Origin of the sequence: Parasphingomonas zepuensis (assembly GCF_036663735.1) — a bacterium.
GTDB lineage: Bacteria > Pseudomonadota > Alphaproteobacteria > Sphingomonadales > Sphingomonadaceae > Sphingomonas.
Window position 1 is genome coordinate 504,299 of sequence record NZ_JAXOJO010000003.1, and the last position, 13,679, is coordinate 517,977.

General features: G+C 65.2%; 13 protein-coding genes. 6 read left to right on the forward strand and 7 right to left on the reverse strand.

All coding sequences use genetic code 11. The annotated features are described in order from the left end of the window. Window positions 1-115: 115 nt before the first annotated feature. Window positions 116-1,825, reverse strand: coding sequence for a class I adenylate-forming enzyme family protein (locus U1769_RS13765; protein ID WP_332717594.1), 1,710 nt, complete (start codon window positions 1,823-1,825; stop codon window positions 116-118). A 190-nt stretch (window positions 1,826-2,015) separates the two neighbouring features. Here U1769_RS13765 and U1769_RS13770 point away from each other — a divergent pair, with 190 nt between their 5' ends. The 5 genes from U1769_RS13770 (at window position 2,016) to U1769_RS13790 (ending at window position 8,687) form a co-directional block, all read left to right on the forward strand. Continuing rightward, a complete protein-coding gene (locus U1769_RS13770; protein WP_332716902.1) occupies window positions 2,016-3,236 on the forward strand; it encodes a serine hydrolase domain-containing protein in 1,221 nt (406 codons plus the stop codon). A 39-nt stretch (window positions 3,237-3,275) separates the two neighbouring features. Beyond that, window positions 3,276-5,306, forward strand: coding sequence for a 3-hydroxyacyl-CoA dehydrogenase NAD-binding domain-containing protein (locus tag U1769_RS13775; protein WP_332716904.1), 2,031 nt, complete (start codon window positions 3,276-3,278; stop codon window positions 5,304-5,306). Further along, a complete protein-coding gene (locus U1769_RS13780; protein ID WP_332716906.1) occupies window positions 5,303-6,487 on the forward strand; it encodes an acyl-CoA dehydrogenase family protein in 1,185 nt (394 codons plus the stop codon). Before U1769_RS13775 ends, U1769_RS13780 begins: the two co-directional genes overlap by 4 nt. Window positions 6,488-6,579: 92 nt before the next feature. Then, window positions 6,580-7,707: an acyl-CoA dehydrogenase family protein gene (locus U1769_RS13785; protein WP_332716908.1), complete on the forward strand. Its 1,128-nt coding sequence runs from the start codon at window positions 6,580-6,582 to the stop codon at window positions 7,705-7,707. Between the two features lie 89 nt (window positions 7,708-7,796). Continuing rightward, a complete protein-coding gene (locus tag U1769_RS13790; RefSeq protein WP_332716910.1) occupies window positions 7,797-8,687 on the forward strand; it encodes an acyl-CoA thioesterase in 891 nt (296 codons plus the stop codon). Between the two features lie 3 nt (window positions 8,688-8,690). Here the strand turns inward: U1769_RS13790 and U1769_RS13795 are convergent, their stop codons facing one another. Next, complete coding sequence (locus tag U1769_RS13795; RefSeq protein WP_332716913.1) at window positions 8,691-8,993, reverse strand: hypothetical protein; 303 nt, start codon at window positions 8,991-8,993, stop codon at window positions 8,691-8,693. A 2-nt stretch (window positions 8,994-8,995) separates the two neighbouring features. Continuing rightward, entirely contained in the window at window positions 8,996-9,253 is a 258-nt protein-coding gene (locus tag U1769_RS13800; protein ID WP_443030363.1) for a helix-turn-helix domain-containing protein, read from the reverse strand. Between the two features lie 69 nt (window positions 9,254-9,322). Here U1769_RS13800 and U1769_RS13805 point away from each other — a divergent pair, with 69 nt between their 5' ends. Next, window positions 9,323-9,739 (forward strand): helix-turn-helix domain-containing protein, encoded by a 417-nt coding sequence (locus U1769_RS13805; protein ID WP_332716919.1) that lies wholly within the window; start codon window positions 9,323-9,325, stop codon window positions 9,737-9,739. 81 nt (window positions 9,740-9,820) lie between these two features. On the opposite strand, the gene U1769_RS13810 is transcribed toward U1769_RS13805, so the two are convergent. Genes U1769_RS13810 through U1769_RS13825 form a run of 4 tightly spaced genes read right to left on the reverse strand, consistent with a single transcriptional unit; the run spans window position 9,821 to window position 13,561 of the window. Further along, window positions 9,821-10,621, reverse strand: coding sequence for an SDR family NAD(P)-dependent oxidoreductase (locus U1769_RS13810; RefSeq protein WP_332716922.1), 801 nt, complete (start codon window positions 10,619-10,621; stop codon window positions 9,821-9,823). Window positions 10,622-10,631: 10 nt separating this feature from the next. Next, window positions 10,632-11,396 carry an SDR family oxidoreductase gene (locus U1769_RS13815; protein ID WP_332716925.1) on the reverse strand — a complete coding sequence of 255 codons (765 nt, stop codon included), beginning with the start codon at window positions 11,394-11,396 and terminating at the stop codon, window positions 10,632-10,634. Between the two features lie 12 nt (window positions 11,397-11,408). Further along, the gene (locus tag U1769_RS13820) at window positions 11,409-12,476 is read right to left on the reverse strand and encodes a phosphotransferase family protein (RefSeq protein WP_443030351.1); all 1,068 of its coding nucleotides are present in this window, start codon (window positions 12,474-12,476) and stop codon (window positions 11,409-11,411) included. Then, window positions 12,476-13,561, reverse strand: coding sequence for a Zn-dependent alcohol dehydrogenase (locus U1769_RS13825; protein WP_332716928.1), 1,086 nt, complete (start codon window positions 13,559-13,561; stop codon window positions 12,476-12,478). Before U1769_RS13825 ends, U1769_RS13820 begins: the two co-directional genes overlap by 1 nt. Window positions 13,562-13,679 lie beyond the last annotated feature (118 nt).

A 13,679-nucleotide genomic window follows, 5' to 3' on the forward strand; every position in this document is an offset into this window, starting at 1 on the left:
TAGCAAGATCATTGTCTCGCGAACCGACATCATCGTGCCGGCGCGGAACTATAGCGCGACGCCGGGCAGCCGAGTCAAACGCTTGTGTGTTGCTGGGATGTTACAGGCTGGCGCCTCAGGCGGCGACGCCGACGCGATCCTCGAACAGCGCCTTCAGATCCTTTTTCAGGATCTTGCCATTGGCGTTGCGCGGCAGCGTCTCGTGGACGAAGCGCACCGCCACCGGCGTCTTGAAGATCGCCAGCCGCTCGCGCACCCAGGCCTGCAGCTCCGCCTCGGTCGCCGTCATGCCGGGGGCGAGGTGCACCACTGCGGCGGGCTCCTCGCCCAGGGTACGGTGCGGGATGCCGATCAGCGCACAATCCGTGACCGCAGGGTGCGCGTAGAGGACGTTCTCTACCTCGCTCGAATAGATATTCTCGCCGCCCCGGATGATCATGTCCTTGGCGCGATCGACGACGAAGAGGAATCCTTCCTCGTCGAGCCGGGCAAGATCGCCGGTACGGACCCAGCCCTCCACGAACGTCTCGCGCGTGGCATCCGGCCTGTTCCAATAGCCCTTCACGATCATCGGGCCCCGCGCCCAGAGCTCACCGACTTCGCCGACCGCCAGTTCGGTCAGGCCGTCCTCGGCCATGATCTTCAGGTCGGCGACCGGCACCGGCGGCCCTGCGCTGGTCGGACGGTTAAGATAATCCTCGCTTGAATGGCCGGTGACGGTCGCCATCGTCTCCGTCATGCCCCAGCCATTGCCGGGTAGCGCGCCGAACTCGCTGTGGATGCGCCGCACCAGTTCAGGCGCGGAGGGCGCACCGCCATAGGCGATCGCCTCAAGCGACGAGAGATCATAGTTGCTGCGATCGGGATGCTCGAGCAGCTGCCACGCCACCGTCGGCACGCCGCCGGTGATGTTGACCTTCTCCTGCTCGATGATCTCCATCGCGCGGACCGTATCCCATTTGCGCATGAAGATCAGCGAGCTGCCCGCCGCGATCGATCCCATCATCGCCGCGCTGCAGGCGGTTACGTGGAAGAGCGGGATCACGGTGAGCGTCGTGCGCGGAAGCGGAGCGGCCGGCAGCTCCTCGCCGCGCCGCAGCAGCGAGCGTGCGGCAGTGTAGCCGCTCGACATGATGTTGCTCATCAGGTTCCGGTGCGTACCCAGCGCTCCCTTGGGATGGCCGGTGGTGCCGCTGGTGTAGAAGATCGTCGCGTCGTCGTCGGGCGCAAGCTCCACGACCGGCAGGGCGACCTCGGGCAAGGTCGCATAATCGTGCGGCGTGCCGATCAGGTCCTCCAGCCGAACTGCCGGGCCGTCCAGGACCGAGGCAGCACGGGCCACGATCATCCGCTCGAGCGCCGGCAGCGGCGCATCATGTGCCTGCAGCCGCTGGTATCGCTCGTCATCGACGAACAGCAAAGCCGCGCCCGAATCGTCGATGCCATATTCGAGTTCACCCGCCGTCCACCACGCATTGAGCGGCACGACGATCGCACCGATGCTCGCGGCGGCGAAGAAGATCACCGGCCATTCCGGCAGGTTGCGCATCGCCAGCGCGACGCGGTCGCCTTTTCCGACGCCCATTTCCTGCAGTTTGCCCGCCAGAGTCGCCACCGCGCGGAAATTCGCATCATAGGTAACGCGTTCGTCCTCATAGATCGTGAACAGCCGCGCGCCGTGCGCCCGCGATGCCTGGGCGAGCCAGGCGAGCGTTGGCGGCGCGTGCTTCCACACGCGGGTCGGCACGCCGTTGATCGCGATCGTTTCCATCTCGAACCGCGCGCCCGGCGCGGTGAGCGCAGCCTCGACCTCGGCAAGCGTCATTTTCGGCCAGGCCGGATCGAGCGCAATGAGGGGTTCGGTATCCAAGACGCATGCTCTCCAAGGCTGGCCTTCCCCAAACTTGAATGTCGGGTTTGGCAAATCTGTCGTTCGACCCAAGGTTAGTGTTGATTCACGCGCCGCTCAAGGCAATAGGGTGCCGATCGTTCGAACCGGGGGTATGGAAGCTTCAATGAGGATCGCAAAGCCCGAATCGCACGGATTCGATGCCGCCCGGCTGAGGCGGATCGATGCGTTCCTGCAGGAACGCTATATCGATTCGGGCAAGCTTCCCAATGCCCAGCTGTTGATCGGCCACGAAGACGAGATCGTCCATTTCACCAGCCTCGGTGCAGCGCGCGAAGGCGGTTCGCCGGTCGACGAAGCCTCCCTGTTCCGCATCGCCTCGATGACCAAGCCGGTCACGTCGATCGCCTTCATGATGCTGGTCGAGGAAGGCAAGGTCGCGGTCGACACCCCGGTCCATCACGTGCTGCCGGAGTTCAAGGGCCTGGGCGTGTATCGCGGCGGCGGTGCCGGCGTGCCGTTCCAGACCGCCGCGACCAGCGAACCGATGCGCATGGTCGACCTGCTCCGTCACACCTCGGGGCTCACCTACAGCTTCCAGAACCGCTCGAACGTCGATGCGGCTTACCGCGCCGGCAAGATCGAGAACTGGCACGGCAATCTCGATCTCGACGGATTCGTCGCGGCGCTGGGCGAGCTCCCGCTCGAATTCACGCCGGGCGAGGCGTGGAATTATTCCGTCTCGACCGACGTCCTCGGCGCGGTCGTTCAGCGCGTCTCGGGCATGCCGCTCGCCGATTTCTTCCGCAGCCGGATCTTCGCCCCGCTGAAGATGGACGACACCTTCTTCGCGGTGCCAGCCGACAAGACCGACCGGCTGACCGATTGCTACACCTTCGTGCCAGGGAAAGGGCGCGAGCTTTTCGATCGCGGCGCGGAAAGCCTGTGGAGCCAGATGCCGAAGCTCGTCTCCGGTGGCGGCGGCCTGGTATCGACCGCGCTCGACTATCACCGCTTCTGCCGCATGTGCCTGAACGGCGGCGAGCTGGACGGTGCGCAGATCGTCGGGCGCAAGACGATCGACCTGATGACGCGCAATCACCTGCCCGGCGGATCCGACCTGTCGCGCATGTCGAAATCGCTGTTCAGCGAAGCGGCGAACGCCGGCACCGGCTTCGGGCTGGGCTTCGCCGTCAATATCGACGTGGCGCGATCGATGATCCCGGGCTCGGCCGGCGAATATTATTGGGGCGGGATGTATTCGACCGCCTTCTTCATCGACCCGGTCGAACGCCTGACGATGGTGTTCATGACCCAGATGAGCCCATCCAACCTCTATCCGATCCGCCGCGAGCTCAAGACGATGATCTATGCAGCGCTGACCTAAGGGCCGCAGCCGAACCGACCGAATATCCAGGAGAGTGTAATGACGTCCCCCATCCGTACCGAACGCCATGACGACGTGCTGGTCATCATTTCGGACAACCCGCCGGTGAACGCGCTCGGCGCCGCCGTCCGCCAGGGACTCGAGGCCGGCATCAAGGAGGGCCTTGCCGACGCCAGCATCACGGCGATGGTGATCCGCTGCGACGGCCGCACCTTCTTCGCCGGCGCCGACATCACTGAATTCGGCAAGCCGTTCGTCGAGCCCGGCCTGCCGACGGTCGTCGACATGATCGAGGCATCGGACAAGCCGGTGGTCGCCGCGATCCACGGCACCGCGCTCGGCGGCGGTTGCGAAGTGACGCTCGGCTGCCATTACCGCATCGCCGTGCCCTCCGCGAAGATCGGCACGCCCGAGGTAAAGCTCGGCCTGCTGCCGGGCGCCGGCGGCACGCAACGCCTGCCCCGCATCGCCGGCGTGCCGCTCGCGCTAGAGCTGACTGCGAAGGGCGATCCGATCTCGGCCAAGAGGGCGCTCGAGGCCGGCCTGATCGACAAGCTCGCGGGCGAGGACAGCCTTGAAGCCGATGCCATCGCCTTCGCCCGGGAAGTCGCGGACAAACGCCCCCTGCCCCGTGCCAGCCAGAAGACCGCGACGGCCGATCCGGCCGCCGTCGAAGCCTTCAAGAAGGAGAACGCCAAGCGTTTCCGCGGCTTCGAGGCGCCCGCTGCCAACATCGCCTGCGTCGAGAAGGCTGCGGACGGATCGACCTTCGAGGAAGGCATTGCCTTCGAGCGGCAGGAATTCATGAAGCTGATGATGGGCGTACAGTCAGCCGCCCAGCGCCACATCTTCTTCGCCGAACGCCAGGCCGCCAAGATCGACGACGTCCCGGCGGATATCGCGCTTCGCCCGATCGGCCGGGTCGGCGTGATCGGCGCCGGCACGATGGGCGGCGGCATCTCGATGAATTTCCTGAGCGCCGGCATCCCGGTCACGATCGTCGAGATGAACCAGGAAGCGCTCGACCGCGGTACCGGCACGATCCGCAAGAATTACGAGGCGAGCGCCGCAAAGGGGAGGATGAAGCCCGAGCAGGTCGAGGCAGCGATGGGTGCGCTCAACCCCACGCTCGATTTCGAAGTGCTGAAGGACTGCGATCTGATCATCGAGGCAGTCTATGAGAATATGGACGTCAAGAAGGAGATTTTCGGCCGGCTCGACCGCATTGCCAAGCCGGGCGCGATCCTCGCCTCCAATACCAGCTATCTCGACATCGACGAGATCGCGGCCAGCACCACGCGGCCCGAAGACGTGCTCGGCATGCACTTCTTCTCGCCGGCGAACGTCATGAAGCTGCTCGAAGTGGTGCGCGGGGCGAAGACAGCGCCCGATGTGCTCGCGACGGTGATGGCGCTGGCCAAGACGATCCGGAAGGTCGCCGTGGTGGCCGGCGTGTGCGACGGCTTCATCGGCAACCGCATGCTCAAGCCACGCCAGTTCGAGGCAATGAAGCTGCTGATGGAAGGCGCGACGCCCGAGCAGATCGACCGGGTCCATGTCGCGTTCGGCATGCCGATGGGGCCGTTCCAGATGAGCGATCTCGCCGGCGTCGATATCGGCTGGCACCGCGATCCGACGCGGATCGAGAATATCCGGGACGCGCTCGCCGCCGAAGGGCGCTGGGGGCAGAAGACCGGCAAGGGGTTCTACGATTATGACGAGAACCGGAACCCGTCCCCCTCCCCCCGCGTGACCGAGATCATCGAGGATTTCCGCAAGAAATCCGGTGCCGTCCAGCATGAGGTGAGCGATCAGGAAATCATCGAGCGCACGCTCTACACCATGGTCAATGAAGGCGCCCTGATCCTCGAGGAGAAGATGGCGCAGCGCGCGTCCGATATCGATGTGGTGTGGATCTATGGCTATGGCTGGCCGGTCTATCGCGGCGGGCCGATGTTCTGGGCCGGTACCGAAGGGCTGCCCAAGATCGTCGCCGGGCTGGAGAAGCACGGCTTCGCTGTCTCGGCCCTGCTGAAGCAGCTCGCGGAGAGCGGGGGGCGGTTCAAATGAGCGACCTGGCAAGCTTCCGCGCTGAAACGCGCGCCTGGCTGGAGGAGAATTGCCCGCCAGAGATGCGCCAGCCGATACGGTCCGAACAGGACACAGCCTGGGGCGGCCGCGACCAGAGCATGATGACGCCGGCGCAGAAGCTCTGGATGGACCGCATGGGCGCGCGCGGCTGGACAGTGCCCGACTGGCCCAGCGCTTATGGCGGCGGTGGGCTCGACCCCGCCGAGACCAAGATCCTCCGCGAGGAGATGGCACGGATCAAGGCGCGCAACCCGCTCTACAGCTTCGGCATCTCGATGCTTGGCCCGGCGCTGCTCAAATACGGCACCGAGGAACAGAAGCTCGACTATCTCCCCAAGATCGTGCGCGGCGAGATCCGCTGGTGCCAGGGTTATTCGGAGCCCAATGCCGGTTCCGACCTCGCGGCGCTCGCCACCTCGGCCGAGGACAAGGGCGACCATTATCTGGTCAACGGCCAGAAGGTGTGGACGTCTTACGCGGACAAGGCCGACTGGATTTTCTGTCTCGTCCGCACCGACAAGACGACCAAGCAGGGCGGCATCAGCTTCCTGCTGTTCGACATGGCGAGCGAGGGCGTTTCGACCAAGCCGATCCTGCTGATCTCTGGCTATTCGCCCTTTTGCGAGACGTTTTTCGACAATGTGAAGGTGCCCAAAAGCCAGCGCGTCCATGACGAGAACAAGGGCTGGGACGTCGCCAAATATCTGCTCGGGCATGAGCGCGAGATGATCTCTGGCATGGGGCTTGGCTCGAGCGGCGGCAATCCGCTGGTCGACGGAGCGATCGCCACGGTTGGGCTCGATCATGATGGCCGGCTGGCCGATCCGTTGCTGCGGGCGAGCATCGCACTGTTCGAAGTGCGTTCGCGCGCTTTTGGGATGATGTCCGAACGCTTCATCGACGAGCTCAAGGCGGGCCGGGCCCATCCGGCCCAGCCGAGCATGATGAAATATTACGGCACCGAGCTGAACAAGAGCCGCCACGAGCTGATGATGGCGGCCGGCGGGTCCGACGCGCTGGAATGGGAGAGCGAGCGCTCCTCCGGCGGCGCAGGCGCCCGGGCATGGTTGCGGACCAAAGCCAATTCGATCGAGGGCGGGACCAGCGAAGTGCAGCTCAACATCATCGCGAAGCGGATCCTGGATCTGCCGAGCAGCTAGCGCGTCCTCCGGCGAAGGCCGGGCTGCGTAATGAAGCACGCCCTCAGCAACTTAGCGGCCCCGGCCTTCGCCGGGGCGACGGGAAGAACCAAATGCCTCTCTATCTCAACGACGAACAGACGATGCTCCGCGATACGACGCGCGATTTCGTCGCCGAGCATGCGCCGGTCTCGCACATGCGGAAATTGCGCGACGACAAGGATGCGGCCGGCTTCTCGCGTGAGCTGTGGAAGAGCTTCGCCGAGATGGGCTTCACTGGTATCCTGATCGGCGAGGAGGATGGCGGCCTCGGGCTCGGCCATGTCGATGCCGGTGTCGTGCTCGAGGAGATCGGCCGCAACCTTTCCCCCTCGCCGTTCCTGACAACCGCTGTCGCCGCCGTCGCGGCGCTGAAGGGTTCGGCCCAGGCGCAGCGCTGGTTCCCCGGCATCCTTGCCGGCGAGACGGTGGCCGCGCTGGCGATCGACGAAAGCGCCAAGCACCGCGAGAGCGTCGCGCTCACGGCTGAGCGCTCGGGCAACGGTTTCCGTCTGTCGGGCAGGAAGCAGTTCGTGACGCACGGCCATGTCGCCGACCTGATCATCGTGGCCGCCCGCACCGCCGGATCGGCCGATGACGCGAACGGCATCACCCTGTTCGCGGTCGAGAAGGGCGCGGCGGGCCTGAGCGCCGAGGCGGAGCGCCTTGCCGATTCGAGCATCGCCGCGCGCCTCGAGTTCGACGGCGTCGAGGTTACCGCTGACGCGGTGATCGGCGATGTGGATGCCGGCCGCGATCCGCTCGCCCGCCTGCTTGCCGCGGGCCGCACCGGCGCCTCGGCCGAACTGCTCGGCGTGGGTGGCGGCGCAATGGACATGACCATGTCCTATCTCAAGGAACGCAAGCAGTTCGGGGTCACGATCGGCAGCTTCCAGGCGCTGCAGCACCGCGCCGCGCATCTCTATTCGGAAATGGAAGTCGCCCGGGCAGCCGTACTCAAGGCGCAGCAGCTGCTCGATGCCGGCGACGGCAAGGCCGACGAAGCGGTGTCGGTCGCGAAGGCGATGACCGCGCTGGCGACCACGCTTTCCGTGCAGGAAGGCGTGCAGATGCACGGGGGCATCGGCATGACCGACGAATATGATATCGGCTTCTACATGAAGCGCGCGCGCGTGCTGGCCGAGATGTTCGGCGATGCGAACTTCCATGCCGACCGGCTGGCCCGGGCAGCCGGTTACTGACGGCTCGATCGGCGCCGTGCGCGACGCCGTTCCTCTTGCCCGCGAAAAGCAGCCCTTCGGGAGTTCGCGGGAACGGTTTAGGACGAACCATGGATATCAACACACCCCCCGACACGCCGCCGGAAACCCTGGTGCAGACGCTGCTCACCCTGCTCGACGTCGAGGAGCTCGATACCGATCTCTATCGCGGCACGCGCCAGCCCGGGGGGTTCGGCCGGGTCTTTGGGGGCCAGGTCATAGCGCAGGCGCTCCAGGCGGCCCAGCGCTCGGTCGACGGGAGCAAGGTCGCTCACTCGCTCCACGCCTATTTCATGCGGCCGGGAAATGAGGATTTCCCGATCATCTACCGCGTGGTCCGCGATTTCGAGGGGCGGAGCTTCGCCACCCGGCGCGTGATCGCGATGCAGCAGGGCAAGCCGATCCTCAATATGGCGGCGAGTTTCCAGCTGCCCGAGAAGGGGATGCACCACCAGGACCCGATGCCGGATGTGCCGGGGCCGGAAGCCCTGAAATCCGAGGCCGAGTTGCGCCGCGAGAGCGCCGGCGACATGCCCGAGAAATTCCGCCGCCACCTGCTGCGTGCCCGGCCGATCGAGATCAGGCCGGTCCATCAGCGCAGCTGGTCCGACCCGGTAAAGCAGGAGCCCCGGCAGGACAGCTGGTTCCGCCTGGTCGGCCCGATCGGCGACGATGCCGCTATGCACCGTGCGATCCTGGCCTATGCGTCGGACATGTCGCTGCTCGGCACGTCTTTGCTCGCGCACGGCGTCAACTGGCTGACGCATAATCTCCAGACCGCCAGCCTCGACCATGCGCTGTGGCTGCACGAGGAATTTCGCGCGGACGATTGGCTGCTCTATTCGTGCGACAGCCCCTGGGCCGGGCACGCTCGCGGCTTCAACCGCGGCAAGATCTACAGCCGAGACGGGCGGCTGGTGGCCAGCGTCGCTCAGGAAGGGCTGATGCGGCTGCGGGAATGAGCCTCAGGCGAGGCCGCCGTGATGGATACTGAAGCCGCCATCGGACCAGCTTCGCCTCGCCAGTTCCTGCTCCGCTACCAGATGGGCCGCGATCCTCTCGCCCGTGTCGGTCAGAAAGGGCATATCGTGGATGGTGAGCGCCCCCAGCCTCCAGTCGCCCAGCCTTATCAACTGACGGCCGATGAGACCTTGCTCGCTGGCCGAATCGATGCCGAGGCGCCAGCCGCGATGCAGCGCGCGCAGCGCCGCCTCTTCGGCGCTGCTGAGCGGACCGGTCGGCTCGTGGCCGGGCGCTCGTTCCGCCATATCTATCGCCTCCGCGCATTTTGACGATGAAATGCTGGCGAAGCGTGAGTATCAACCGAAACTATGGATTCTGCCGCTGCCGCCTGTTCGCGCAATATCCGTTCGATCGCGTCGCGCGTGCGCTTGCTCGGCCTGCCCCGCAGCACCTCGGACACCGACTGGGCGGCAAGCGACTCGGCGCGCTCGAATGCGGCGACCGAGCCGAACCGCTTGCGAAGCACGGCCTTCACATCTTCCTTGTGCATGCCATCAAGCAACATCACGATATGCCGTGAATCGTGGAACGATGTTTCGGACTTATACCGAAATTATGTGCCGAACAAGATTATATGACGGGGGACGAACAACTTCGCCGCTTCGGTGAGCGTTTGCGTCAGACCCGGCTGGTGGCGGGGTTCAACCAGCAGGAATTCGCGGCGCTGGGCGGCGTGAAGAAGAACAGCCAGGTGTCCTACGAAACCGGCAAGACCGCGCCGACAATCGAATATCTCTACCGCCTCGCCAGCCACGATATCGATATCGGCTATCTGCTGACGGGCCGTCGTGACGATGGCAGCCAAGCCAATGAAGAGCGGTTGCTGATCGACATGTTCGGGAAGCTCGGCGCCCGGGAACGCGAAGCAATTTCAACGATGCTGGCGATCATGACTGGAAACCCGCTCGCCGTGGATAGCGTCCGTATCGAACGGTCCTCCGACACGCTGCACGCCCCGCGCCAGGCGTTCAAAGGCGAACGGGACGGATAAGCACCATGAGAAACAGCGCGACCAGGCATGGAGGCCCCGGTCGCAACCCTCATGCGACGATTCCTTCCCATGTTGAATCGATCAAACCGCCGTCTTCCCATATTCCTGGCGGATCACGGGATGGCTCGACGACAGGCCGCCATCCACCGCGATCGCCTGGCCGTTGACGTAGCTGGCGTCGTCCGAGGCGAGGAAGGCGGCCACTTTGGCCAGTTCCTCCGGCTGCGCGCCGCGGCGCAGGGGGTTGAGGCGGCCGACACGATCGAGCTTGCCGGCTTCGCGGGCGTAATCGAAGGTCGGCCTGGTCATGCCCGTCTCGGTCAGGCCCGGGCAGATCGCGTTGACCCGGACATTCGATCCCGACAATTGCTGGGCCGCGACCATCGCGAGGTTGATGACGCCCGCCTTGGATGCCGAATAAGCCGGGCTGCCCGCGCCCGAGCGGATGCCGGCGACGCTCGCGGTCAGCACGATCGCGCCGCCACCGCGCTCGGCGATCTTCGGGGCGGCATGCTTGATCGCGAGGAAGGGACCGATCAGGTTGACGCGCAGCACCTCGGTAATCAGCGCTACATCGGTATCGAAGATATTGGCCATGCCGCCCGAGATACCGGCATTGGCGAACATCACGTCGAGCCCGTCATAATATTCGCAGGCGACCGCAACCGCACGGATCACGTCTTCCTCATTGCCCGCATCGGTACGGATGGCGTGGCCGGTGCCGCCGGCCTTGTCGATCATGTCGGCAGTCTCCTCGACCGCGTCGGTGATATCGGCGGCCAGCACTCGCCCGCCTTCGCTGGCGAAGAGCAGCGCGGCGGCGCGGCCGATGCCCGAGCCGGCACCGGTGACGATGATCGATTTGCCGGTGAATCTTGCCATCCTGTCTCTCCTAGATCGTCACGCCGCCGTCGATCACGATCGTCTGCCCCGTCATGAACGCACTCGCGGTCGAGGCGAGGAAAACGACGCCGCCCGCGATTTCCTCGGGCTGACCAATGCGGCGCAGCGGGGTCGTGCTGTTGGTTCGTTTCTCGCGCTCCGGATCTTCCCACAGCGCCCGGGCAAAGTCGGTTTTGATCAGGCCCGGCGCGATGCAGTTCACGCGGACATTGTCGGGGCCATATTCGACCGCGAGATTGCGGGCGAGCTGCATGTCGGCAGCCTTGGAGATGCAATAGGCACCGATCACGGGCGATCCGCGCAGACCGCCGATCGACGAGATGATGACGATCGATCCCGATCTGCGCGCGCGCATCTGCGGCGCGACCATCGAGATCAGCCAGTGGTTCGAGACGATGTTGTTGTCGAGGATCTTGCGGAACTGATCGTCGGCGATCCCTTCCTGCGGGCCGTAATAGGGGTTGGACGCAGCGTTGCAGACCAGCACGTCGACCTGGCCGAAGGCGCGGCGGGTTTCGTCGACCAGGTTCTGCAGGCCGGCCTTGTCGGAGATGTTGGCGGCAACCGCGATCGCGGTGCCGTCGCCATATCTGGCGTTGAGTTCGGCCGCGACCGCGTCGCAGACATCCTGCTTGCGGCTCGAGATGACGACCTTTGCGCCATGTTCGGCCAACTCGAACGCGCTTGCCTTGCCGATGCCCTTGGAGGAGCCAGTGATGATGGCGACCTTTCCGGTCAGATCGAACTGGCTCATTCCTGCCTCCGTCTAGGCCCCTGCCCGCTTCGCGAATCCCCATGCCGCCGAGGCGAGGCCGGGTACGCGCTCGGCCGTCTTCGCCGCCTGCGCGCTGGACGCGGTGCCATCGACGATGCGCTTCTTGATACCCTGGACGATCCCGGTGAGGCGGAAGAGGTTGTAGGCGAAATACCAGTCGAGCTGCGGCACGCCGTCGCGCCCGGTCGCCGCGCAGTAGCGTGCGACCATGTCTTCGATCGTCGGGATGCCAGTATCCGGACCCGCCAGCCCCATCACCCCCGACCGCCCCTCGGGCTCGGTCACCCAGTTCATCAGGAAATAGGAGAAGTCGGCGAGCGGATCGCCGAGCGTCGACAGTTCCCAGTCGAGCACCGCGATCACGCGCGGCTCCTGCTGCGCGAAGATCATGTTGTCGATGCGGTAGTCGCCGTGGACTATCGAGGTGCGGGTCTGCTCGGGCAAAGTTCGCGGGAGCCAGTCGATCAGCGCCTCTACATCAGGCATGTGCTCGGTTTCGGAGGCGCGATATTGCTTGGTCCAGCGGGCGACCTGGCGTTCGAAATAATTGCCGGGCTTGCCGTATTCGCCGAGGCCGGCCGCGACATGATCGGTATTGTGGAGCGCGGCGAGCGTATCGACCATCGCGTTGTAGATGTCGCGCCTTGCGTCGGGCTCCATGCCGGGGAGCGCGCCGTCCCACAGGTTGCGGCCTTCGACCAGTTCCATGATGTAGAACATCGAGCCGATGATCTCTGGATCCTGACACAAGCCGAAAGGAGCAGGCACCGGGAAGCCGGTCGGATGAAGCCCTGCGATCAGCCGGTATTCGCGATCCACCGCGTGGGCCGAGGGCAACAGCTTGCCGAAGGGCTGGCGCCGCAGCACATAGCTGCTGCCCGGCGTATCCACACGGTAGGTCGGATTGGACTGACCGCCCTTGAACTTCGACAACCTCACCGGCCCGGCGAAGCCCGGCGTGTGCCCGGCCATCCAGCGTTCGACCGCGCGCGGATCGATCGTGTCGTCCGCCGGCACAGGAATCGTCCCGACCATGGTGATGTTGGCGTCCTCCGCCATCAGCTGAACTCGATCACTGAGCGGACCGTGTCCCCGGTGCGCAGATTGGCAAAGGCGTGGTTGATATCCTCGAGCCTGATCCGCTCGGCGACCATGGTGTCGAGATCGAGCTTGCCGTCGAGATAGAGCTGGACGAGCCGTGGCATGTCGATCGGGAAGCGGGTGGATCCGAGCAGCGAGCCCTGCAGCTTCTTGCCGGTGAGGAAGGTCGGCCCCGCGATGCTGACATTGTTGCCCGGCGCGATCATGCCGAGGATCGTGGCGGTGCCGCCGCGCCGCAGGATCGTCCAGGCCAACTCGGCGGTGCTGGAACGTCCGACAGCTTCGATCGCGTAATGCACGCCGCCGCCGGTCATGCCGATCACCTTCTTGGCGAGATCGGGGTCAGTCGCATCGAGGCTGTGAGTCGCGCCGAGCTTCTCTGCGAGCGCGCGTTTGTCGGGCACGGGATCGATCGCGATGATCTGGCCCGCGCCGGCGATCTTTGCAGCATTGACCGCGGCGAGGCCGATGCCGCCGCAGCCGATGATCGCCACGGTCTCGCCCGGGCGAAGACGGCTGTCGTTGAAGATCGATCCCGCCCCGGTGATCACCGCGCAGCCGAGCAGGGCGGCGCGATCGAGCGGCATCTCCTTCGAGATCGCGACACAGGCATTCTCATGCACCAGCATCATCTCGGCAAAGGCGGAGAGATTCAGGAACGGCGCAAGCGGTGTGCCGTCCTTCAGGCTCAGGCGGGGCGGCGCTCCCTTCGCGCGGCGTGTCGAGGGATCGACGCAGAGCGACGGGCGCCCGGTGACGCACATCTCGCAACTGCCGCAGAACACCGTGAAAAAGGTGATGACGTGATCGCCGACCTTCAGATGCGCGACGTCGCTGCCGACCGCCTCGATGATGCCGGCGGCTTCATGCCCCGGCACCGTCGGCATCGGGTGTGGAAAAGCGCCATCGACGAAATGCAGATCCGACCGGCAGACGCCTACCGCGACCGTGCGGATCAGCACTTCGCGCGGGCCGGGATCGGAGATCGCAATGTCCTCGATCTGCAGATCGGTCTTCGGCTCGAAAAGGACGGCAGCTTTCAACCTAGTTCCTTACATCCGTTCGCCCTGAGCTTGTCGAGCCGTAGGCGGGCGTAGCCCAACGGCTGATCTTCTCTTCCCCGCTTCGAAAGAAAGACGGTGCTTCGACAAGCTCAGCACG